At 66.8% G+C, this 23,452-nt stretch carries 21 protein-coding genes and 1 pseudogene; 7 read left to right on the top strand and 15 right to left on the bottom strand.

From position 1 onward, the window contains the following. Nucleotides 1-97: 97 nt before the first annotated feature. From BVC93_RS31960 to BVC93_RS32015, 13 genes are all read right to left on the bottom strand, one after another. Nucleotides 98-502: a hypothetical protein gene (locus BVC93_RS31960; protein ID WP_236950556.1), complete on the bottom strand. Its 405-nt coding sequence runs from the start codon at nt 500-502 to the stop codon at nt 98-100. A gap of 125 nt (nt 503-627) precedes the next feature. Next, nucleotides 628-3,111 carry a chemotaxis protein gene (locus tag BVC93_RS31965; protein ID WP_335583147.1) on the bottom strand — a complete coding sequence of 828 codons (2,484 nt, stop codon included), beginning with the start codon at nt 3,109-3,111 and terminating at the stop codon, nt 628-630. 77 nt (nt 3,112-3,188) lie between these two features. Next, complete coding sequence (locus BVC93_RS31970; RefSeq protein ID WP_236950557.1) at nt 3,189-3,710, bottom strand: hypothetical protein; 522 nt, start codon at nt 3,708-3,710, stop codon at nt 3,189-3,191. A 620-nt stretch (nt 3,711-4,330) separates the two neighbouring features. Beyond that, complete coding sequence (locus tag BVC93_RS31975; protein ID WP_083741731.1) at nt 4,331-4,663, bottom strand: hypothetical protein; 333 nt, start codon at nt 4,661-4,663, stop codon at nt 4,331-4,333. Next, nucleotides 4,663-6,333: a PPE domain-containing protein gene (locus BVC93_RS31980; RefSeq protein ID WP_083741732.1), complete on the bottom strand. Its 1,671-nt coding sequence runs from the start codon at nt 6,331-6,333 to the stop codon at nt 4,663-4,665. Before BVC93_RS31980 ends, BVC93_RS31975 begins: the two co-directional genes overlap by 1 nt. 4 nt (nt 6,334-6,337) lie before the next feature. Continuing rightward, the gene (locus BVC93_RS31985) at nt 6,338-6,646 is read right to left on the bottom strand and encodes a DUF2694 family protein (RefSeq protein ID WP_083741733.1); all 309 of its coding nucleotides are present in this window, start codon (nt 6,644-6,646) and stop codon (nt 6,338-6,340) included. Continuing rightward, nucleotides 6,633-6,941, bottom strand: a complete 309-nt coding sequence (locus BVC93_RS31990) for a type VII secretion target (RefSeq protein WP_048424360.1) — start codon at nt 6,939-6,941, stop codon at nt 6,633-6,635. Before BVC93_RS31990 ends, BVC93_RS31985 begins: the two co-directional genes overlap by 14 nt. A 62-nt stretch (nt 6,942-7,003) precedes the next feature. Continuing rightward, nucleotides 7,004-8,926: a DUF4226 domain-containing protein gene (locus tag BVC93_RS34570; protein ID WP_083741734.1), complete on the bottom strand. Its 1,923-nt coding sequence runs from the start codon at nt 8,924-8,926 to the stop codon at nt 7,004-7,006. A gap of 287 nt (nt 8,927-9,213) precedes the next feature. Then, nucleotides 9,214-10,302, bottom strand: coding sequence for a C40 family peptidase (locus BVC93_RS32000; protein WP_083741735.1), 1,089 nt, complete (start codon nt 10,300-10,302; stop codon nt 9,214-9,216). 40 nt (nt 10,303-10,342) lie between these two features. Next, nucleotides 10,343-10,678, bottom strand: coding sequence for a hypothetical protein (locus tag BVC93_RS34345; RefSeq protein ID WP_236950558.1), 336 nt, complete (start codon nt 10,676-10,678; stop codon nt 10,343-10,345). Further along, nucleotides 10,627-11,442 (bottom strand): hypothetical protein, encoded by an 816-nt coding sequence (locus tag BVC93_RS32005; protein ID WP_236950559.1) that lies wholly within the window; start codon nt 11,440-11,442, stop codon nt 10,627-10,629. Before BVC93_RS32005 ends, BVC93_RS34345 begins: the two co-directional genes overlap by 52 nt. A 56-nt stretch (nt 11,443-11,498) precedes the next feature. Beyond that, entirely contained in the window at nt 11,499-12,620 is a 1,122-nt protein-coding gene (locus tag BVC93_RS32010) for a lytic transglycosylase (RefSeq protein ID WP_083741736.1), read from the bottom strand. Between the two features lie 33 nt (nt 12,621-12,653). Then, nucleotides 12,654-12,875, bottom strand: a complete 222-nt coding sequence (locus BVC93_RS32015; protein WP_083741737.1) for a thermonuclease family protein — start codon at nt 12,873-12,875, stop codon at nt 12,654-12,656. A 79-nt stretch (nt 12,876-12,954) separates the two neighbouring features. On the opposite strand from BVC93_RS32015, the gene BVC93_RS32020 reads away from it, so the two are divergent. The 7 genes and pseudogenes from BVC93_RS32020 (at nt 12,955) to BVC93_RS32050 (ending at nt 20,833) form a co-directional block, all read left to right on the top strand. Beyond that, a complete protein-coding gene (locus BVC93_RS32020; RefSeq protein WP_083741738.1) occupies nt 12,955-14,184 on the top strand; it encodes a tyrosine-type recombinase/integrase in 1,230 nt (409 codons plus the stop codon). A gap of 44 nt (nt 14,185-14,228) precedes the next feature. Next, the gene (locus tag BVC93_RS32025; RefSeq protein ID WP_236950560.1) at nt 14,229-16,586 is read left to right on the top strand and encodes a site-specific integrase; all 2,358 of its coding nucleotides are present in this window, start codon (nt 14,229-14,231) and stop codon (nt 16,584-16,586) included. A gap of 179 nt (nt 16,587-16,765) precedes the next feature. Further along, nucleotides 16,766-17,140, top strand: a complete 375-nt coding sequence (locus BVC93_RS32030) for an ArsR/SmtB family transcription factor (RefSeq protein WP_083741740.1) — start codon at nt 16,766-16,768, stop codon at nt 17,138-17,140. Beyond that, nucleotides 17,137-18,231 (top strand): annotated as a pseudogene (gene arsB / locus BVC93_RS32035) (ACR3 family arsenite efflux transporter); the annotation flags it as partial. The gene BVC93_RS32030 and the pseudogene arsB, both read left to right, overlap by 4 nt. 25 nt (nt 18,232-18,256) lie before the next feature. Then, entirely contained in the window at nt 18,257-18,928 is a 672-nt protein-coding gene (locus tag BVC93_RS32040; protein WP_083741742.1) for an arsenate reductase ArsC, read from the top strand. Between the two features lie 2 nt (nt 18,929-18,930). Beyond that, on the top strand, nt 18,931-19,356 hold the full coding sequence (locus BVC93_RS32045; protein WP_083741822.1) for an arsenate-mycothiol transferase ArsC: 426 nt from the start codon (nt 18,931-18,933) through the stop codon (nt 19,354-19,356). Between the two features lie 67 nt (nt 19,357-19,423). After that, nucleotides 19,424-20,833, top strand: a complete 1,410-nt coding sequence (locus BVC93_RS32050; RefSeq protein WP_083741743.1) for an FAD-dependent oxidoreductase — start codon at nt 19,424-19,426, stop codon at nt 20,831-20,833. 40 nt (nt 20,834-20,873) lie between these two features. Here the strand turns inward: BVC93_RS32050 and BVC93_RS32055 are convergent, their stop codons facing one another. Next, nucleotides 20,874-22,100 carry an MFS transporter gene (locus BVC93_RS32055; RefSeq protein ID WP_083741823.1) on the bottom strand — a complete coding sequence of 409 codons (1,227 nt, stop codon included), beginning with the start codon at nt 22,098-22,100 and terminating at the stop codon, nt 20,874-20,876. Then, nucleotides 22,097-23,434: an NAD(P)-binding domain-containing protein gene (locus BVC93_RS32060; RefSeq protein ID WP_083741744.1), complete on the bottom strand. Its 1,338-nt coding sequence runs from the start codon at nt 23,432-23,434 to the stop codon at nt 22,097-22,099. The genes BVC93_RS32055 and BVC93_RS32060 overlap by 4 nt, the downstream gene beginning before the upstream one ends. Nucleotides 23,435-23,452 lie beyond the last annotated feature (18 nt).

Here is a 23,452-nt window from a genome sequence, read left to right on the forward strand (position 1 = left end):
TCCAGGGGGCTATATCGGCGCCAATTTCAGAGCGCCCGATAATCAGACAACCCACGATGCTGCGACCCCCTTCACGCAACAAGCGGTGACCGAACTGTCAGGGGCCCACCGGGGCAAGCCCGCCGAAACCACCCCCGGCCGCGCCGCCCGGATCAATTGGCTCGACGTCATCGACCCTGACCATCAGCCCGTTGTGGTCATATTCCCAATGCCAACTATCCGCGCCGGTATTGCTGACCGGGCGGATGCTCGGTGCGCCCCCGCCGCCGCTGGCCCCCGGCGGCGGCATCGGCTGCATAGTCTGAGCGACCGACCTGATGTCGGCGGCGCTCTCAGTATCCTGCCCCCGAAGCTCAGTCGTGGCGGTCTCAGCCTTCTGAACCCCTTCGATGGGCTCCGGCGCCAGCGTCGCCGAGCAGTGCGCGACATTCTCGGCCACCGCGACGGCCACGGCGTTGGCGGCGACATCGATCGGCGAAATGCCCCCCGCAGGCATCGGCACAGGGCCAGGCTGTGCCGACCGGCTCACCTCCCCAGCGATCGACTGGGCAGTGCCAGTGACCGCCGCGGGCAACACCTCGATCGGCTTCGCGCCCCCAGATACTGCAGGCATCTACACAACTCCCCTCATGCGGCCATCGTGGGCCATAGTTCAGCTTCCTTCGCGATATGCCTTGCCGTGTAGGCGATCTCGACATAATCCGGTGTCGTGCTGCGCCACCACGACAGCAGCTCCGCGGCGCGGGCCACGTTGTGGAAACACCGCGCATAGGCAGACGGGCCCACGTCGCCAGCCACCCGACCTGGCCGCTGGCCCGCGCTGTCGAGGATCGCTGCGCGCATCGCCACGTCAAGATCGGCCCACAACTCTTCGGTCACCGGCTCACCATTCTCGATCGCCGTAGCGATCTGGCGAATGGCCGGAGGAACCTGGAAGCCCAGCAGCTCAGAGGCGCGCGAAAGGACCGCGCGCACTGCGGCAACCGTCAACGCCCATAGCTGTGAACGATCAACCACCCCGCCGGTGGTCAGGCGCGCGTACTCGGGGCGGTCAATGGTCTCCAGCCGATGAATACGAGTTTCATCCAGCGCCGGCGGTGCTGAGTCGGCCTTGATCGGTGACGTGGTCAACGCGCAATTCTCGATATGCCGTACACCGGCATCCCGCGCCACAGCGGCGTTGCCGCCATAGTCCGTCGACACCGCCAGCGCCCACAACTCGACGTTCGGGTTGCTCGCCATGCACATCTGCCCGTACGCGGTCATCGTCTGGGCTGGGTTGACCCAGCCGAACCAGCGGGCGTGAAAATCCTTGTCCAAACCAGGATCTGAAAAAACTAGCCGCGCGGAGCTGGGCAGAAACACCCCCGGCGGGATGAACCCGCTGCCCTCACTGCTCACCACCCATGCCTGCGGCCCTGACGGCGTCTTGAACATCCCGACGCACCAGTCGATGCACCCATAAACCCGCGAGGCGTGCATCAGCTCGTAGACCAGTTCCGACGCCTTATCGAGCAACGGGTCAGGCGCCCCAGACTGCGCCCCTGCGATCGCGCCCGCCGCTGTGGCGCCGACACCCGAGGCGACCACACCCGGCGGAAGCGCTGTCCCCTGGCCCGGGCTCGCAGGTGGAGGTGGCGGTGGCGCGGGCGGCGGGCCGCCCGCCGCCGCAGGCGCGACCTGCCTGGGCTGCAAATCAGAGTTAAACGGAGGCAGCGGGCCAGCCGGAGCGGCCGCTGGCGGCATCATCGGCGCACCCATCGAGCCCATATGCCCGGTCGGAACACTCGCCGCCGACCCTGGCGACGCGACGTGCGCAGGCCCGCCAGCCGCCGACACCGGCGCGGGACCGGCCGAGACCGGCGTACTCGACGCACCCGTAGTCGAGCTCAGGGGCTGCGCCGGAGGAGGAGCAACAGGCGGCGGCAAGACCGAGCCCGTACCTAAGCCCGCATTGAACCCGCGGGAGAAGTCAGACGAGGTAGCCGCGCCCGGTGCGCCACCGCCACCCGCAGCCGCAGACGGAAGACCGCCCGCCGCCGGCGACACAGAAGACGGCAGTGACGACGACAGCCCCGCATTCGACGACAACGAACTAGGCGACAGACCACCGGTCCCCGCCGGCGACAACCCGCTCGCAGACGGCGGCTTGAACCCACTCCCCACCGAGCCCAGCGACGAAGCGCCGCCGCTCCCGCCAGACGACACAGGCGTCATCGGCGGAGTCATCGCCGGAGTGTTCGACGAGCCCCACTCCGGCATCTTCCCCGCTGGATCCCCCTTTGCCGGGTCGACGGAACTCGCCGGGTTACCTTGGGCGCCGTCGCCAGGGGCGCCGGAGCCAGCGCCCGGCTCTCCCGGTGTTTTCCCGGGTTCGGACGAACCGGGCGTCTCCCCGGGTTGCGGCTCCGTGCCACCCCCGCCAGGCATCTCGTCAGCCGGGGATTTAGGTGTCTGACCCCATTCGTCGAATTCGCTGGCCGGCGCCTTTGGCGTCGTGCCTCCTTGGCTGCTTGGGTTGTCGAGGGCCTGGACGTTGTCGCCGTTGCCGCCGGTTTGGGTCGTGTGGTCGGCCGGGTTGATTTGGCCGCCACCGGGCATTTGACTTGAGGGGTTGCCGCCGATGTTGGCTGCTTGCTCTGCGATAGACGCGGCGGTGTCAGTACCTACAGCCAGCGCTTCCCCTTGCGCTGCGGTGATGACGGCTTCAATCGCTGCGTAGATAGCTGCCATGGCCGCACCGGCGCCTAACGGTGATAGGGATGCGGCTTGAAGTTGTTGCTTGAGTCGCTCAATTTCCTCATGTGCTTTGCGGTCGATCTCTTCGAGCCGGCCCCGGGCATGCCAGATCAGCTCAGCCGTTTCCTTGACCGCCTTAGCCATGTCGCCGTACAGGTCCGAGTGATTGATCACCGTCTGCGCCGTCCGATACGAGCGCTCACACATCGCGTCGATCATCTGCCCAGAGTTAGATCCCCCGAGATCGTCGGCTGCGCGACGGATCGCCGCTGCCGACATGCTCAGATCAGCACTTTTCTTACTCAGCGCGCTCGCGGTGTCCGACCACGACTCCGGCGACGTCGACGGCCAGGACCCGCCCAGAATGCGCATGGAGTACGGCCGTGTCGGCATCCCCGGGCCAGCGGCAACCGCTGCTGAAGCCGGCATCAGCTAGTCCCCTTCATCAGCTACCAGCCAGCACCAAGAGCATCGCAGATTGATTGCGGACCACCAAAGGCAACGAGGCCGTCAGTCCACGCGGCGCCGTCATACGTCCTCTCCGGCCCCGGTTCGATGTTGTTCGCAAACAGCCACAAGTCATCGAGGTAGCGCTGCAGCGTGCGCTCGAATCTCGGCTGAACATTCGGGTGCTCGGCCAAAACTGCATCCGCGCGGCGGACCCAGCTTTCCGTATCGTCGATAAAATTGGGCAGAGCCGCATCCCGCGCGGGAGTCCCTGGTTGCCCGAGGGCGAACCACGCTTTGGCGGTGGTGCTGTACTCACTCATCAGCGGTCCGATGGCTGCGCAGAGTGCGCGGTCGGCCTGCTCAGTGGACGCGGGGCTGGATGACGCGGCCGGGTCTCCAGCAGATGGAGCGGCGCTGTTCGAGTCGTTGCTGTCGACGCGGGTTGTCAGGGCCACTACCAGCGCGGATGCCGCCAAAACCACGGCGAGGACGATGCCCGCGGCGGCGAGTGCCGTCCGCAAGCGTCCCGGGCGTAGGGGCTGCAACACCGGTGGAGGCGCAGGCGGGCCGTAGCCGGATGGGCCGGGGCCAGGGGGCGGCCCATAGGGACCACCGTTCGGCGGCGGCACATATGCTTGGGTCTTCCCGCCCGCTGTCATACATCCAGGGTAAACGGCGCCGGTGGGGTATGGCACCGCCAAATTCGGCGCCGATCCGCTCGGCACCCCCCGTCGACACATGATTCGTGGCCTTCACAGGTTGGCTGCCTAGAGCTACCCCGGATCTGTAGCGGGCCCGCGCGGCACCTCAACGAGCCGCTGCGACGGCACGGCATGGCGCCGCCGAATTTTGTGCACGGAGGGACGTGGGCGCTGCGGTAGCGTTCGTGGTGTTCCGGTCGCACCCCCCCGAGGTCGGAACCGGAAGGGCCCGACTCCTCCCACCTTTGGTCGGGCCCTTCCACTTAAAACTTTCGAACGACATTTGTTGCCAACACTTCTCGCGATTCGCAGTCAGTCTGTTTGCCCGGGCCGTGCCCCGTGCGTTAGTCAATCGGCGCGGGGTTTTGGCTATAGGCCCGCCAAGGCCAATCTGAAAACATCGGTTCTGGCTCAGCGCTTTTCGGAGCTAGACCGGCGGATCAGATGTCGGTAATGCTGTAGTGGTCCCAGAACTCTTTGCGGGACAGCATCATTGCCTCGTTAGCGGCGGCGAACAGATCGTTGAGCTTCTTTTCCAACGCCAAGTTGGTCAGTGATGTGCGGGCAGCCTCGTGGATGAACAGTTCGAGGAGGCGGCCGTCGTCGCCCAGGGTGAACCGCACATAGCCATCGGGGTCTTCGACCTCGGTGCGCAACGCCCCGAGCTGGGCGATCATCTTGTCGAGACGCTCCAGGGTCGCGGCTTGTTCCGCTTCGGAAAACTTGACCTTTTCCTCGTCGCCGAGGTCATCGAAGCCCGCGCCGCCCAACATTAGGCGCCGTCCTTCGGTGCGACGGTCGTGATACGGCGGATCAGCGGAGCGCTACTGCGCTGAGGTGCGTCGTCGTTGGGCGGTGGGTCGTCGTCTTTGCGGTCCGGTGCGGTTGTCGACACTGCGATCCTGTCAGCGGTCACCTTGCCGGTCACCGATTCTGTGTGCGGAAGAGCTTTGCCCACAACTTGTTTGGGCTTTGCGTTGCGTTCGTCGGCCCCGCCGCCTTGGCCTGCGCCCCCTGGCATGCCGGCCATCGGCATGCCTCCCATTGGCATCATGCCGCCGCCCGGGCCCATCGTGGGGCTCACCGGCGGAGGCAGCGAGCCGCCGGTGGGCAAGGTTGGCGGGGTGGGGTTGGGGCCGGTGGAGGGCATCACCGGCGGCGTCGACGGTGCCCCGCCGGAAGCTGGCGACGTCATGCCACCCCCGCCCCCTCCGCCGCCGAAGCCGCTCATGTCGTCCAAGGGCGCATCGTCTAGGCCCAGGTCCTCGGTGCCGATGTCGTCGAGCTCGGGTTGCATCAACCCGGATAGCCCTTGAGTAGCCGCACCCATCGCCTGCGTTCCGGCCTGAATCAGCGATTCGGGCGCCTTCATCACCGATGACATCGCGCCGCCCAGTAGTCCCCCGGCCGCCCCGAGAACCGTGGGGATCATGCTGGGAAGCATCGAGGCCAGCTGACCGGCCATATCCTGTGACCCGGGCTCTCCCGGCGTCGCTTCGCCCGGCAGACCCGCTCCTTCCCCGGCAGCGGCCGCGGCGGCCGCCTCGTCGGCGGGAACGTCGGGGATACCGTCGCCGTGCAGATCACCCTCACCGGCGGTGGTGGCCTCTGTGCTGGCGTAGTAGCCGCCGAAGCCTTGCGCGGTTTGGGCCTCCATCTGAGCTTTCTGCTCCACCGCGTTGGCCAGCGGCACCGCGTACATGCCGCCGGTCTGCGCGTTAGCCTGCGCCAGCGTCTGTAGCTGGTGGTTCATCGCTTGAAACGCGTCCGGGCTCGGAATGTCGCTGCGCGCCTGAGTGACCTCTTGAGCATGGCGATTGGCCTGCTCAGCGACCGTATCTGCGCGCTGGCCGGAGGTTTCCAACGCATTGGCGTATTTGATCAGGTGCCCGCGCACCACGTCGGTGGCCACCGGGCTATCCCAGCTGTCAGGGAGATTATCGGCGACCAGCCGTACCGCGGCTGAGGCGTCGCGGGCCGAGCCGGCGACCTGGCGCCATCCCGAAATGAACGCTTCGCCGCTGGCGGGGTCGCCGGAGTGCACCGCATTGGAGATGATCTCGGCGGGCGCGGCGGGTGGTGCGGCCAGCACTGGACGCGCGTCGGGAGGGATTGGTGGCGAAGGGGGCGCCCAGCCCGACACGGCGGCGCCCTCACTGGCGGTGTTGAGGCTGGAGATTTTGGTCGCGTTGGCTGCGTCTTTGGCGGTGAAACCTGCTGCGACGTTGGCCAGCTGTTCGGCGGTGGCTGCCAGCCCTGCCGCCTGTTCGACCAGGACGCTGGCCAAGGTGGTTCCCGCAGTGGTGAGCCTGCCCGCAGCGCCCACCGACGCCGGATCGGCGGCCAGCGGGGGATGCTCGGGGTTAGCTGTCGTCAGATCCGACAGCGCTGCGGTGATCCGTTGCGCTGCCGAGACCAGTCCACTCGGGTCAACAGAAACCATCGGTCTACAGATTCCTCAGTCGGTCACGGGCGGCGGAAAGGTCCCCTTGGGTGGGGAAATCTGCGTAGCAGACAGGATCGAGCTTGGCGTTCTCCATCTGCTCGCGCAGTGCCACCTGCCCCTGAAGATACGCCACGTCAGCACAGGCCACGATTCGCTGAGCTAACTCAAACATGGGGTCACGCATGGCTTTGGGTTCGAGCTGAACGCCCAGGATGTGCCCCTTGACGGCGTTTCTGACCAGGACCGCATCGTCGCGGGTCCTGGCCAGGAACGCCTGCTCGCTCAGCGGCAGGTTGTCATTGTTGATCAACTCGGAGGTTTTCTGCGTTGATTTCGTCGCGGGTGACGAAGTTGGCCGCTTCGCGGCGCAACCCGATCGCGGCGCTGCGGTGGGTGTGTTCGTGGTGGAGCAGCGCGGCGTCGCGGTTGACCATCAAGTCCGACACCGCCGACTTGAACTGGTGCATGATCGGGCCGAAGGTGTTGACCGCGGCCAGGATCTCGGCGCTGGCCTCGCGGGCGGGCGCGATCTGGTCGGCGACATCGTCATGCTGGTTGGCGACGGTGCGCATCACCTCAGGGTCGATATGAATCGGGTCGGTCATCTCATAGCTCCTTCGATCTAGATATTGTCGCGATTTTTTGCCGCCGCGTCATACGTCAGCCGCTATCCGGTGGGGGTGGGCACCGGTGCGCTGGCCAGCGGCGCCGGGTTCGCCGGGTCGGTGGCCGGGGAGGTCGGTGGGATAGGCACCGGCGCGGGAGCCGGGGTGGGCGCTGGTGCGCCGACCGCGCTGGGATCGAGCCAGCCCAGGAAGCCCGGGCTGGAGGCAATCATCGACGCCGGCACAACCTGGCCATCTTGGAGCGCCTTTACCGAGCTCAGCGCGACCGCGTAATGGTCGTTGAACACCGCGAGCATGCCGGCCGACAGGCGCGACGGATCGACCGGAGCGGTCACCGGAGTGCCCGGCGGGGGCAGCTCGAGGTGCTGTTCGCGATAGGCCTCCTCGAGTGGCTTGCCGTCGATGTGGGCCTTGACGGCCTGGGCCAGCTCTGGGGTGCGTGCGTTGGCGGTCGAGCCGTCCGGCAGCGTGATTGCCGTCGGCGGCGGTGGGGGCGGGCCCGGGGCCGCCGGTGGGGCGCCCTCCCCGGGCGTGCCCGCGGGCACCGGCTCGGGCGGAGTGCCCGATTGCGGCGTCGTGGCCGGCGGGGTTTCCCCGGGCACTGGCTCGGGTGCGTGGTCGTGGTCGTCCTTACCCTCGTCCTCGTCGAGCTCGTCGTCCTTGTCCTTCTCCGACTCGACGCCGGGGTCGGGTTCCTCACGGCGGGCTTGCTCGCCCAGCTGGGAAGCCAGACCGGCCAGCGGCGCAGCGGCTCCGGTGAGAGCATCAAGCGGGCTGCCGCCACCCAATCCGCCACCCGGAGGGAAAGCCCCCATCGCGGCCGGCAACGCGGAGGCCAGCCCCGCCAGCGGGTCAGCACCCATCGGACCGCCCATCCCCAAATCCGACAACATCGGATCGGGCATCGGCTCCATCGGCCCCAGCCCCGCATCCGTGAGCGCGGGATCGGCAAGCGCGGGATCGCTGACCGGCGGCGCCGGAGCCGGCGCCGCAGGTCCCGGTTGGGCGTTGGGATCAGTGGGAGTCTCGCCCCCGGTGTCCGGGGAGGCTCCGTCCATGTCGTAGAGGGCGGCCAGCGCCGACGCCGCCTTGGCCTGATCCTCGGCAGTCAAAGTCCCCGACTGGAGTACTTCGCCGATCGCGGCGACCTGACTGCGCAAGAACTTCAAGAACGCCTGCTCGCCCGCCGGAGTGTCCAGCGACATCGCCGGGTTGTTGACCGCCTCGACGATCTTCTGCTGAATGTCGTTGAGCTTCTGCTGGCCCTCGGCGGTCGTGGTCCGGGCGCTCAGCATCGCCTCGGTCAACTTGCCCTCAGCCTCGCTGAGTTGGCTGTAGCGGTCCTTCATCTCGTCGTGCAGCTTGCGTACCGCGTCAGCCGTGCGCCCCGACTGCTGCTCATCGGTCGCCACGCCGGGCTGGCTGCCCGGAGGCGGTGTGGCGGGCCGCTGCTCAGATCCCACGACGTCTCCGTTGGCGTTGTAGTAGGTGCGCTTGCCTGTCGCTGGATCGTCCACGTAGGAGGCGGCCAGTGGGGCGACCTGCTGGCCTTGAGCGTTGACCGGCACATACTGGCCAGCCTCGTTGCGCCGGAACTCCGGGAAGAACGGCTGACCGGCCTTGCCGTCACCACCAAGTAGCGACACCGAGCCATCGTTGTTCATCACGTAGGTGTTGCCGTTGTCGCGATAAGCCAACGAGCCATCGGTCGGTACCCGCGTGCCGTCGCTGAAGACGAGATAGCGGTCCGCGCTCGGTTCAGAGGTGTTGAACCGCATACCAGGATCGCCATAAGCCGCTTGGGCCTTGTCCAACACCGTGTTCCAGTACGGGTCCGAGGGGCTGATGTTGGGGGCAAACGCTCCCCCGTCGGCACGCCAACCCGGATCCCAGCCCATACCGACCCCGGCGACCGGCTTGGCATGCCAGGACACCAGCTCATCGAACTTGCGAGCGTCGGTCATCGTAACCTCTTCTGCATCAACATCATTGACGGAGATAGGCCCGCCGCCGCATTGAAATCAGAAGTAGTCACGAGAGATCGTCTCTTCGAGATCGCGCGGCGCTGCGAACTCCGGTGGCCGCTGCGGGGTGGAATCACCGCCGAAGACTTTCTTCGCCCGCGTAGCGAGATCCAAGATTTGACTGGCTTGTTGCTGCAACCCAGACTCCACGGCCACATCCTTTCCTCGGGCGGATAACTACGAGCCTAAAGCCGCGCCGATCCCCCTCCGTGCACGATTTTCCGGGGCTAGGTGGCCACCGGGCGGCGCGCGATAAACCCTGGCGGCATCGGCGCGATACGCACCACATCACCGGTCTGAGGGGCGTGCACTACCTGTGTCGACGAGATCGCCAACATGACATGGCCCGGGCCGCGGCCGTCATAGGACGCCTTGGGAAAGATCAGATCACCGGCGCGCACTTCACCAGGAGGCACCGCCACCCCCTGATTCACTTGCGTATAGGTGTCGGGCCCCAGCTGCACGCCGGCTTGACGCCACGCCCACCCCGTGAGCCCCGAGCAGTCAAAGACCGAAGGGCCCTTCGCGCCCCACACATACGGGCGGCCCAGCTTGGACAGCGCCGCCTGGACAGCTTGCCCACCCCTACCGGGAGGGATATCGCGGCCCGTGTCGATCCTGGGCGACGGTCGTCGCCCACCAGATCCGCCACCTCTGGAGCCGCCACCAAACCCGCCGCCGCCCAATGGGATTCCCCCGAATCCCCCACCGCTTTGTGGCATCGACAGGCCCGAGCCGCCGCCGAATGGTGAGCCGCTTCCTGCGCCCACACCGCCGCGGCCGCCGTAGGCCATTGACCGCAGCATCGCCGCCATCTGTGCGTCGCGGGTTTTGTAGGCCTGCACGACTTGTTGTTGTTGGGCGACGCGTTGGCGCAGGGCGACCAGGAGTGCTTTCTGGCCGGCGGGGGTGTTGGTGAACGGGGCCAGTCCGTTGGTGTCGGCGGCGGCGCCGTTGACGACGGTGCCGGAGCTGGTGCGGCCGGTGCGATCGGCGCGGGCGGCTTCGTCGAGCTGGGTGCTCAGTGCCCGGTCGTTGCCGGCCAGGGTGTCCAGGGCCGGGCCCGCGCCGCCGGCGAAGGTGGAGTAGTTGGTGGCCAGCTGCCCCGACAGTGGTGCCATCTGGGCCTGACCGGAGCGCACCAGGTCCCCGGCGCCGGAGAGCTTCATCACCGAGCCCGCGGCGGGTCCTTGCCCGGAGGCCGGCGGGTCGCCGAACAGTGAGTGCGCGCGGCCCAGCACCTCACCGACCTGAGCCACCACCGCGCCAACCGACACGAAACCAGTATCAGCGACCCAGACCCACCCCCCAGACACAAAATTTGGCAGCAGGTGGCACCGTGGAGGCCGCTACGCGTTAGGTACGCACATACCCGCCACCCTTGGTCGCGATGTGCACGTGGTCGAAATGGTTCGCGGTGGCCCCGCCACGGCCTCCCATCGGTTCACCGCCCCCAGGGCCGTAATACATCGCTTGACGCCAGATCGCGTGGTCGACGCCGAGTGCCTCTTTGTTGGCCATCACAAACGACAGCACCTCATCCCCCAGGGCCTTGCCCTGAGGGGTATTCCAGTTGGGGATCATCACATCCAGCGCGAGCCCGTTGGGGTGCCACTTCAACGAGTCGGCGCGCACGCCGCCTATCTCCCGGATCTGCGGAAACGCCGCCGAGACAGCGCGATTGGTGAGCACGGTGAACTTCTGCAGCCCGTTCTCGGGGCCTTGCCTGGTGGCAGCTGGCCCTGGATGGCTCTGGCGACAATGCTGCCGGCGTCTAAGGCTCCCAGCGGCCCGCGGCCTCCCGGTCGCGTGCTCGACATCAGGCGCGTGCCGCTGCCGCCCAGCCCAGACAACCCGGAGAGCCCTTGAAGTCCGCTCAGCGGCGACCCCATTTGTGGCATCGACAGGCCCGAGCCGCCGCCGAATGGTGAGCCGCTTCCTGCGCCCACACCGCCGCGGCCGCCGTAGGCCATTGACCGCAGCATCGCCGCCATCTGTGCGCCGCGGGTTTTGTAGGCCTGCACGACTTGTTGTTGTTGGGCGACGCGTTGGCGCAGGGCGACCAGGAGTGCTTTCTGGCCGGCGGGGGTGTTGGTGAACGGGGCCAGTCCGTTGGTGTCGGCGGCGGCGCCGTTGACGACGGTGCCGGAGCTGGTGCGGCCGGTGCGATCGGCGCGGGCGGCTTCGTCGAGCTGGGTGCTCAGTGCCCGGTCGTTGCCGGCCAGGGTGTCCAGGGCCGGGCCCGCGCCGCCGGCGAAGGTGGAGTAGTTGGTGGCCAGCTGCCCCGACAGTGGTGCCATCTGGGCCTGACCGGAGCGCACCAGGTCCCCGGCGCCGGAGAGCTTCATCACCGAGCCCGCGGCGGGTCCTTGCCCGGAGGCCGGCGGGTCGCCGAACAGTGAGTGCGCGCGGCCCAGCACCTCACCGACCTGAGCAACCGCCGCGCCAACCGACACGAAACCAGTATCAGCGACCCCACCGGGCCGTCCGGACACAAAATCCCGCAGCGGGCTCAGTACCCTCTCGGCGACCTCCTCGGGTCGGCCTGCTGAATCTTCTGCGCGAGATCCGACCCGTCAGCTGAAACGTTGTACCGGCCCATGGCGTAATTGACGAACGCCGCGGCCTGGGCCACTGGGTCTCGCAGATTGGTCGACGTGCCCGGCTCGTGATAGTCCCGGAAGGTCGGCTCGATGAACTGAAACGCACCCTGCGAGGGAGTTCCTTTGGCGGCGTTGCTATCTGAGTTGTTCTGCGCATTCGGATTGTGGCCAGACTCCCGAGCCGAGACCACCATCATCCCGTTCTCCCAGTACTGACGGGCTCGCGGATTGGTGATCCCCTTGAGATCGAGAGCGCGGTTGATCGCCGCCCGGATGTTCGCCGCCCCCGGCGTCGACGGGATATCGCTGTGTGCGGAGAACCGGCCTGCGCTGGGGCGCTGTGGTCCCCGCTGCGGACCCGTCACGTTCGCCATTTTGGCGATCTGTCCCATATCGAACCCGGGCATCCCCCCGCCCCGGGAAGAGCCCATCGACATGCCACCCATCCCGGCTCCGCCACCACCGAACGGTGTCCCGCCGCCCACCGGTGCGCCGCCGCCGTAGGCCATCGACCGCATCAGTGCGGCCATGCGGGCGCTGCGGGTTTTGTAGGCCTGCACGACTTGTTGTTGTTGGGCGACGCGTTGGCGCAGGGCGACCAGGAGTGCTTTCTGGCCGGCGGGGGTGTTGGTGAACGGGGCCAGTCCGTTGGTGTCGGCGGCGGCGCCGTTGACGACGGTGCCGGAGCTGGTGCGGCCGGTGCGATCGGCGCGGGCGGCTTCGTCGAGCTGGGTGCTCAGTGCCCGGTCGTTGCCGGCCAGGGTGTCCAGGGCCGGGCCCGCGCCGCCGGCGAAGGTGGAGTAGTTGGTGGCCAGCTGCCCCGACAGTGGTGCCATCTGGGCCTGACCGGAGCGCACCAGGTCCCCGGCGCCGGAGAGCTTCATCACCGAGCCCGCGGCGGGTCCTTGCCCGGAGGCCGGCGGGTCGCCGAACAGTGAGTGCGCGCGGCCCAGCACCTCACCGACCTGAGCCACCACCGCGCCAACCGACACGAAACCAGTATCAGCGACCCAGACCCACCCCCCAGACACAAAATTCGGCAGCAGGTGGCACTGCTACTGCGCCTAAGCGTCTGTTTCCCCGAAGCAGGGTGGGCCCCACAATCCGCGGCCGGCACTACGCGCTGACGCTTCGGCCGCGGCGATCTCGCCTGCCCGCTGGGGCGGCCTGGATACATCGAAAACGTAGCTTCGTGCTGCCCCTGCGGCCGCGGCAAGAACGGAGTAGTCGCCCTGGTCGGTCTCGACGTAGGCCAAGGTCCTGTTAACTGCAGTTCGGATAGGCACGCTGCGAGGATACGCAGGGGGCTTTGTCGGTCCGGCTGTTTAATCTCGGCAGCGTTGAGGTTTTGAACCGGGGGTTGCAATGGATGACGAAGCCGAGTTACGAGCTGTCGCGGGTCTCGACGTTCCGAAGGTCGGCGCGGTTCAGCGCGGAGAGTCGGGCTCGTTGCCATGGCGTTTGGTCGATGGATCGGGTGCAGGAGTCGTCCATGTCAATCTGTGGCTTGCCGATCTCGACGCTTGCGACAACTCGGCGGCGACGCTTCGCGCCTATGCGTATGACCTGCTGAGCTGGACTCGCTTCCTTGACGCAGTGCAGGTTTGCTGGGTTAGTGCGACGCGAAGTGAAGTGCGTGATTGGGTTCGGTGGTACCGGGGTCGGGCGAATCCTCAACGTCGCCGTGGATCGAGCCCGGAGAGTCACCGGCCCGCGCCGGGCTCTGTAAATGAGCGGACCGGTAAGCCCTACCTTGACTCGTCCTACGCTCGTTCGTCGATCAATCGCCGGCTGTCGGCGCTTAGCAGCTTCTACCAGTTCGCTCTCGAGGCGGATATGGGGCCGTTGATCAACCCGGTTCCGAAATCGCGTCGGGATATCAGTCGAGTTGATGCACATCGCCAACATTTCGACGGTCCGCTCCGACATGAGCAGAAGCGCGCGCCGTATCGGCAGAAGGTGGCTGAGCGAGCGCCACGCGCGCTCAGCGTGGACCTCTACGAGGAGGTGTTCACCTCGCTGAGAACCAATCGGGACCGTGCCGTTGTGGCTACCGCAATCTCTTCGGGCTTACGAGCCAGTGAGTTGCTCAGCATGCGGCGGGGTTTGCTTCACGCGGCGGACCAGACCGCGGAGATCATTCCGAAGGGCGGCAATGGAAGTCGTGTACTCGTTCGCATCAGTCCAACCGCCTTTCTTTGGATTGCCCGATATTTGGCCGAGCGCCCGGTGGGGCCTCCAGACGAGCCGGTATGGATGACGGTCCGCGGTTGCCGACGACCGCTGACGTACTGGGCCATGCGACAAGTCCTCGAGCGCAGCAACGCGCTGCTGGGCTCCAATGTGACCATGCACGACTTCCGCCACACTTTCTGCATGCGGCTCGCGCAAGACGAGAACATGACAATCGCGGAGATGCAGGAGCTGATGCGCCACGCGTCGATCGCCAGCACGACCCGTTACCTGCGGCCCAGCCTCACCGAACTCATCGACAAACTCGACCAGCACTGGCACAAGCCCCCCTCGCCTCCACCCGCGCCAGCGAAGGGCTACGCGGCAGAAGACCTCCAGGTGCTCTTCGGTCGGACCTTCTGATGCCGCGGGTCCTCACGCGTGCACAGTCACTGGCGAGTTCGTCTGTGTTCGCCAACCATCCAGTCGAAGTGTTGCCGCCGTTATCGCCGATGGCCAAGGACCACCCGTGGTTCGGAAACACCGCCACCGCCGTTGAACGCGAGCGCATCATTGCCTCGGGGGTTCCGCTGGTAATGGCGCGGATGAGTGCAAAATACCGCAGCGAGGCGGAAGCCCGCAGCGGCGCCCAGCTCTGGCTGAGCCGGCTGTTGGACTGGTTGGACGGCTACGCCGGCGATAGCTATCAAGACCGTTGGAAGGCCAGCGATTCCGACAACCAGCCGAAAGCCTGGTGTCCCGCCCTATCGACGGGTTCATACACGCGGCTCGGAGCGCGGCTGTCAATCAACGCCCTCATTCTCCTGGGCGTGATTCGCCCAGGCTACGACTGGCTGATCGAGAACAAGCAGGCCCGTTTCTACCGCGACTGGACAACCACCCACGAACCCGCCGTGTGGGATCGCTACTTCGCCGCTGCGGAGCACGAGGGCGCACCCGAACTGAAGACGTGGCGAACCGTCACCCACCTTGTGCGCATCAGCATCGTCAACGGACTGCCAGTCACCGAGTTACAGAGCCAGCACGTGTTGGGCTACCGAAAGTTTCTGACCTCAACCGGCAGGACGCCGGGCGATCTTCACGCCATGTGGCATTACGGACGCCGCGGCGGGCTGTTCGCCGGTGAAGCCGACGATCTGCGGCGCTACCTGATAGCCAAACGCCTCAACCCCACCGAACTGGTCGACCGCTTCGACGTGCGAGCCCCCAGCGTTCGCAGGCTCTTGATTGCCTACCTTGCTGAAATCGCCGCCGGCCAGGACTACGCCAGCCTCGACGGAACAAGCCGAAACCTGGTGAAGCTGTTCTGGAAGCCGATCGAAGACGCCAATCCCGGCATCGACACAATCAGCCTGACCAAAGCCCAGGCAACCGCATGGAAGGAGTGGTTGCGCACCAAACCAGACGGAACACCGCGCCGCCACGCAGAGAGCATTCTGGGAGCGGTCCGCAGCTTCTACCTCGATGTGGCCGCCTGGGCCCACGAGGATCCCTCCACCTGGGCGCATTGGGCTGTCTCGTGTCCGGTCAGCATCCGCGACGTCCGAGGGCAACAGAAGCGCCGGGCCCAGCGGGCACACCGCATGCAAGCACGCACCCGCACCCTCGCACCGCACATCGATGCACTCGTCGCCGCGGCCCGAGCGGCCTACCTGCAAGCCGTCGAGTTGCGAGACGCAGCCAAGACCGCGCCGGTCGGAGAACCCTTCTCCGTGCAGGGGAACACTTACATCAAGCACGCCCCGCGCAAACGCCCCGATCGGGTGCGCATCAACACCCTGCGAGATGGGGCAGAGACACGAGTCGACCTGCAGTACAACGTTACCCGCGCATTCATGACGTGGACCATCATCGAAATTCTGCGCCACACCGGCATCCGGATCGAAGAGATGCTCGAACTGACGCATTTGAGCATTAAGCAGTACCGCAAGCCCGATGGCACCGTCATTCCGCTCCTGCAGATCGCACCTAGCAAGACCGATCAAGAGCGGATATTTCCCTGCAGCCCGGAGTTGACGACTACGTTGGCGCGACTGGTGGACTTTGTCAGCATCGACAGCCGGGTCCCGCTGTGCTGCCGTATCGACACGCAGGAGCGCCAGGTATCCGCGCCGCTGCCGCATCTGATCCAGATCCGCGAGGGCGGACGTTCCCGCGTAATCAACCAGTGCACAGTCCGAAAATGGCTGTCGGAGTTAGCCAACAGCATGACCTTAGCGGGCGCCGATGGTGCCGCACTCTGTTTCACGCCCCATGATTTCCGTCGGATCTTCATCACCGACATCGTGAACTCTGGCTTTCCCATTCATCTGGCAGCACGGATCGTGGGTCACAACAACATCGAGGTCACCCGTGGATACACGGCGGTGTACCAGAAAGATGTCTTCGAAGCGTACGACCGCTTCATTGACAACCGCAGACAGGCGCGACCCTCCGCCGAATATCGTGAGCCCACACAAGCCGAATGGGACGATTTCATCGAGCACTTCGGCCAGCGCCGGATCGCGCTCGGCAACTGCCACCGTCCCTACGGATCTGACTGCAGCCATGAACATGCTTGCCTCCGGTGCGATTTCTGCGAGGTCGAACCGTCCCAAGCGGCGAGGCTCAACGCGATTCGCGACAACCTTCGAGCCCAGGTCGACGAAGCCCAGAAGAATCGGTGGCTGGGCGACGTCAACCAGCTACGCATCACCATCGAGCACGCCGACCGCAAGGCGGCCAGACTGGCCGCCCTCACCGAGGCGGACCCCATGCTGCTGGCGCCGCACGTCCTGACGACCACCGACGCTCCGTCCCTCTGAGCGCTGTCGTCCGGACTGATGACAGACAGATCATCAGCTCGGCCCGGTCGAATGAGACTCAAAGACTCCCGGCGAAGTCTGGGCCGTCGACGTGCTCCGAGTGAGGTATCAAGCGATCGTCCCGCGAGTTCACCAGTTGTTTGGTTGCGTCTTGATTTGATGACTGTCAATATCGACGTATGTCGAATCAAGACGGTGGTGGGGCGGACGCCTGCTGCATCACCCCGCCGCTGCTGCGTGAGCCGCTGACGGAGCTGGCCGCTACCGAAATGGCCAAGAAGTTGAAGGCGCTGGCCGATCCGGTGCGGTTGCGGCTGTTCAGCGCCATTGCCAGCCATTCCGGTGGTGAGGCGTGCGTCTGTGACATTTCCGGTGGCATTGACGTTTCCCAGCCCACGGTGTCACATCACCTCAAGGTGCTGCGCGACGCTGGCCTGTTGACCTCGCAGCGTCGGGCGTCGTGGGTGTATTACGCCGTGGTCCCCGAAGCGCTTCGTGACCTCTCGGCGCTGCTGGATCTCAACGCGGCAGCGCTGGCAGGGGTGACGGTATGACCGACACCGTGGCCTCGGGTTCTTCAACACCGGTCGTCGCAAAACTGTCCACCCTGGACCGGTTCCTGCCGGTGTGGATCGGCATCGCGATGGTCGCCGGTCTGCTGCTGGGGCGCTGGATCCCGGGTCTGAACACCGCGCTGGAAAGCGTGCAGCTTGACGGTATTTCGTTGCCGATCGCGCTGGGCCTGCTGATCATGATGTATCCGGTGTTGGCCAAGGTGCGTTATGACCGCCTCGACACCGTGACCGGTGACCGCAAACTGCTGCTGAGCTCGTTGTTCTTGAACTGGGTGTTCGGCCCGGCGCTGATGTTCGCCCTGGCCTGGCTGATGCTGCCGGACCTACCCGAATACCGCACGGGCCTCATCATCGTGGGTCTCGCCAGATGCATCGCCATGGTCATCATCTGGAATGACCTGGCCTGCGGAGACCGCGAAGCCGCCGCCGTCCTGGTCGCGCTGAACTCGATATTCCAGGTCATCATGTTCGCCGTCCTGGGCTGGTTCTACCTGTCCGTCCTACCGGGGTGGCTCGGTCTGGAACAGACCACCATCGACACCTCGCCGTGGCAGATCGCCAAGTCGGTGCTCATCTTCCTCGGCATCCCGCTGCTGGCCGGCTACCTCTCGCGCCGACTCGGCGAGAAGGCTAGGGGTCGCGACTGGTACGAGTCGACATTCCTGCCAAAGATCGGGCCGTGGGCCCTGTACGGGCTGCTGTTCACCATCGTGATCCTCTTTGCGCTGCAAGGTGACCAGATCACCAGCCAGCCGCTGGACGTGGTACGCATCGCGCTGCCGTTGCTGGTGTACTTCGCGATCATGTGGGGCGGGGGTTACTTGCTGGGTGCGGCGATCGGGCTGGGTTATCAGCGGACCACCACCCTGGCGTTCACCGCGGCGGGCAACAACTTTGAGCTGGCCATCGCGGTTGCCATCGCCACCTACGGCGCCACCTCCGGACAAGCCCTAGCCGGAGTCGTCGGCCCGCTCATCGAGGTCCCGGTGCTGGTGGCGCTGGTTTATGTGTCGTTGGCGCTGCGCCGCCGCTTCGCCGACCAGTCCACCGCTACCGATGCAGTTCCCCCCGTCGCGACAAAGGAGTCGTAGCACCATGTCTGACAGTCCTGCCGCCCTGCGCCCACACCGCGACCTGTCCATCGATCAACGACACGCACTCACCACCGCGGCCACCCGCCTGGAACGTGACTTCGGCGACAGCTTTGGTGTCGAGACCATTGAACGGTTCCTGCACACCTCCTACGACCAGTTCGCCGGCCGCGCAACGGTCCCGAACTTCCTGCCCCTGCTGGCCGAACGGTTCGCCCGCCAACGCCTGCACGCCTTGGCCCGGGTCGAAGGCAAGATCAGCGACGGCAAACCCACCGTGCTGTTCCTGTGCACCCACAACGCCGGTCGGTCTCAGATGGCGTTGGGGTTCTTCACCCACTTCGCCGGTGACGGCGCGGTGGCGTGGTCGGGTGGTTCTGAGCCCGGCGATGCCATCAACCCGGCCGCCGTCGCCGCGATGGCCGAAGTCGGAATCGACATCACCGGCGAGTTCCCCAAGCCCTGGACCGACGAGATCGTCCAAGCCGCCGACGTGGTGATCACCATGGGCTGCGGGGATGCCTGCCCGATCTTCCCCGGCAAGCGCTACGAGAACTGGGAGCTGCCCGACCCCGCCGGCCAGGACGTCGACGCGGTCCGTCCCATCCGCGACGACCTCGAAGAACGCGTCCGCCGGCTCCTGACTGAACTCCACGTCACCGCACGCCAAGGATGACCATGGCCGTATCCAGTACGCCCTCAGTGCTGTTCGTCTGCGTCAAGAACGGCGGCAAGTCGCAAATGGCCGCCGGGCTCATGCGCCAGATCGCCGGTGACTCCGTGACCGTGCACTCAGCCGGCACCCAACCCGGCAGTGCGGTCAACGACTTGTCTGCCCAAGCGCTGCTCGAGGTGGGCGTCGACATCACCGGCGAAAAGCCCAAGCCGGTTGACTACGACCTGGCCCGTGACGTCGACTTGGTGGTGACCCTGGGCCGGGAAGCCCGCCTCGATCCGCTGCCCGGCACCCGGGTGGAAAACTGGGACACCGACGAACCGTCCGAGCGCGGGATCGACGGCATCGAACGCATGCGGTTGGTGCGCAACGATATCGACAAACGCGTCCGCCACCTACTCCATACCCTGACTACCGCCACCCCGTAACCCCCCATCACCGGTCCGCAGCGGCGCGGGCACCCCATTTCATCCCGCTCAGGCAGGAGTCTTTGTCATGCCCGCACGCCACATCGTCGCCATCGGCGGCAGCGACGGCGGAATCAGCGCCGCCCTGCGTATCCGTGAACTCGACCCCAGCGCCGAGGTCACGGTGGTCGTCGCCGACGCCTACCCCAACTTCTCAATCTGCGGCATCCCCTACTACGTCTCCGGAGAAGTCACCCACTGGAGCAACCTGGCGCATCGCACCGCTGATGACCTGGCCGCCACCGGCATGCGGGTGCTCACCGACACCCGCGCCACCCGAATCAACGTCGCCGAGCACACCCTCGACGTCCTCGACCCCACCGGTGCACCCACTGAACTGTCCTATGACGCCCTGATCGTGGGCACCGGCGCCGTCAGCGCCCGACCACCCATCGACGGTCTCACCGGCCCGGACGCCCTCGGCGCGAAAGACGGTGTGCACCTGCTGCACTCCATGGGCGACACCTTCGCCGTCATGGACTCCTTGGCGCAGCGCGACCCCAAGACCGCTGTCATCATCGGCGCCGGTTACATCGGCCTGGAGATGGCCGAAGGACTCACCACCCGCGGTATCGCCGTCACCCAAATAGAAGCGCTGCCCGAAGTGCTGCCCACCGTCGACCCCGAACTGGGCGCCCTGGTCCACGCCGAACTGGAACGCCACGGCGTGCAAGTCCTCACCAACACCACCGTCTCCGCCGTCACCCGCACCGCCACCGGAGCGCTGACCGTGACCGCCCACCGTGACGGCGAAACACTGCAGCAGACAGTCGATTTCGTGCTCGTCGTGGTCGGCGTGCGACCCGACGTGGAGTTGGCCGCCGACGCCGGCGCCGAACTCGGAATCAAAGGCGCCATCGCCGTCGATGCGGCCATGCGCACCAACCTGCCCGACGTCTTCGCCGCCGGAGACTGCGTGCACACCCATCACCGCCTCCTCGGCCTAACCTGGCTGCCACTGGGCACCACCGCCCACAAACAGGGCCGCGTCGCCGGGGAAAACGCCCTCGGCGGCTCAGCGCGGTTCGCCGGCGGCCTCGGCACCCAGGTCGTCAAGGTCTTCGACCTGGTGGCCGCCCGCACCGGCCTGCGCGACCACGAAGTGCTCGCCGCAGACCGCGGCTGGACACCGGTCACCACCACGGCCACCCCCGACGACCACAAGGCCTACTACCCGGGCGCCACCCCAATCCACATCCGGATCACCGGCGACGAACACACCGGCCGGCTCCTGGGCGCCCAACTCGTCGGACATCGCAGCGCCGAAGTGTCCAAACGGGTCGACACCTATGCCGCCGCCCTGTTCCACGAGATGACCGTCGAAGGCTTCTCCGAGCTGGACCTGTCCTACACCCCACCGCTCGGATCCCCCTGGGACGCCACCCAAATGGCCACCCAGACCTGGGCACGCCACCTTCGAACGAAAGCATTGCGCTGACCTGCGGGATGCACTGAATTCAGCTCGCGTGCGAGACGGGTCAGACCCGGACGATCGGTACGGGGGTCGCGACACGCGGTCGGCTGGCCACCGCCAGCAGTGCCCCCGCCGCGGCGATCGCACCCAGGGCGACAAACATCGCGGCGTACCCGCCGAGCAGACTGGCCAACGCCGCGCCGACGAACGGTCCGATCGCGGTCGCCACCATGATCGGGGCATTCAGGTAGGCGCTGAGATGGCCGTAATGGGTGGACCCCCAACGTTCGGTGACCGCGGTGGCTTGCAGCAGCGTCATGATGCCGCGCATCACTCCCGCACCGATCGCGACCGCCACCAACGCCGCGTAGGAGCTGAACACTCCGAGCAGCGCCGTGGTGACCGCGACACCGCCCATGATGAGCACCGTGCGAGGAACAACACCGACGCGACGCACCAGGGTGCGGTAGCCCAGGCGGCCCAGCACCTGGCCGGCGCCGCCCAGACCGAGTGCGACCGCGGCAGCGCCGGTGCTAATGCCGCGCTGGCTCATCAACGGCACCAGGTTCGCGATTACCGCATACGACGCCAGTCCGGCCAGCGCGAACGCTGCCACCAGCGCCAGGAACGGCCAGCTGCGTGCAGTGCGTCCTGGCGCCTCGACATGGTGGTGCGTGGTGGTTACCGCTGGCCACGGGCGCCGCAATCCGAAGAAGTGCGCCGGGATGGTGATCACCGCCATCACCACGGCCAGCACCAGATAGGTATGACGCCAACTCATCTGGGCTGACAGGGCCGCAGTCACCGGCGCGAACACGGTGCTGGCGAACCCCGCCACCAAGGTCAGCACCGTCAACGCGCGTACCGCGTCGGCACCGAAGAACCGGGTCAACGCCGCAAACGCGGGTGCGTAGAACACCGCGCTCATCGCCACCCCGGCCACAACCCACGCCGCGACGAACCAGCCGTAATTCGGGGCCGCGACTACCGCCACCACCGACAGCACACCCAGGACGGAGCCGGCGGTCATGATCCAGCGCGGGCCCACCCGGTCCAGCCACCGCCCGACCGGGATGCCCACCACCGCCGAGGTCACCAGCCCGGCGGAGAACGCCGCGGTCACCGCGGGCGCCGACCAGCCCGTCTCGGTGCTGATCTGTTCCGAGAGCACCGTGAAGGCGTAGTACAGCACGCCCCAGCTGGTGATCTCGGTGATGCACAACGTCAGCAGCACCCAGCGCAGCCCCTGCCGGGCTGCGCTGGGTGCTGCAGAAGACTCTGCCGGTGTCATCCGCCAACGGGGTTGATCGACAACGACAACGGCTGCGGTGTCGACGGTGCGGGCCCGCAGCATCCGCCGCCGGCGTTCTCACCCTCGGGGCTGTCGAACAGCCCGGCCCCGTTGCACACCCCGGTGTCGGGCAGGGTCAGCTCGACCCGGCGGGCGGCCTCGTGGTCGCCGGCCAATTCGGCGGCGATGCTGCGGACCTGCTCGTAGCCGGTCATCGCCAGGAATGTCGGTGCCCGGCCGTAGGACTTCATGCCCACGATGTACAGGTTCGGCTCGGGGTGGGCCAATTCGGCGGCGCCGTGCGGTGCCACGCTGCCGCAGGAGTGCATATTTGGATCGATCGAGCCGGCCAGGTTGACGGGGGCCTGCAGGATCGGGTCCAGCTCGATGCGCATCTCCGACAGGAACGACAGGTCCGGGCGGAACCCGGTCAGCACCACCACGTGATCGGCCGGCGCCAATACGCGCCCGTCCTCCGCAATGAGCACGGCGCGTCCGTCCACCAGGTCGATGCGCTCGGTGCGGAATCCGGTGGCCAGTGACACCCGGCCGGCCTCGACCGCTTCCTTGGACCGCACCCCCAGCGCGCCGCGCTGGGGAAGTTCGTCGGCGGCGCCACCGCCGAAGGTGTCGCTGCTGACCCCGCGCCGCAGCACCCACGTGACCGTCGTCGAGGGATCCTGGCGGACCACCTCGCCGAGCTGGATCACCGCGGTCATCGCCGAATGCCCGCTGCCGACCACCACGACATGCTTGCCCGCCAGCGCCGAGGCCTGCGCCAGCGTCGGCGGGACATAGGTCAGCACCCCCGACGTCGCCGCCGCGCGTTCACCGATCGCGGGAACACCGTCAGCGCCAGCTGGATTGGGCTGGCCCCAGGTGCCGGAGGCATCAATGACGGCCTGGGCCTGCACCCGGCACTGCGTGCCGTCGGCGTTGCTCACGTGCACGACAAATGGTGTCTCGGCGCGGCCCGGGCTGACGAGCCGATCCCGGCCCAGCCGCGACACTGCTTCCACTCGCGCGCCGTATCGCACGCTCTTACCCAAGGCCTCGGCCAAGGGCGCGAGGTAGCCGTCGATCCACTCCTGACCGGTCGGGAACCCGGACTCATGGGCGGTCCAGTCCGTCGGCTCCAGGAGGCGCGCGGCAGCGGGGTCCACCAGCTCGGGCCACGGGGAGAAGGTGCGCACGTGTGCCCACTGCTCGACCGCCGACGCGGGGCCGCTGCCGGCCTCCAGCACCAACGGGGTCAAGCCGCGCTCGGACAGGTGCGCGGCCGCCGCCAAACCCAGCGGTCCGGCTCCGACCACTACGACGGGCAGCTCCGACATCCTCGACTCCTCTCATCG

The sequence above is a fragment of the Mycobacterium sp. MS1601 genome, from assembly GCF_001984215.1.
In the GTDB taxonomy this organism is placed as follows: domain Bacteria; phylum Actinomycetota; class Actinomycetes; order Mycobacteriales; family Mycobacteriaceae; genus Mycobacterium.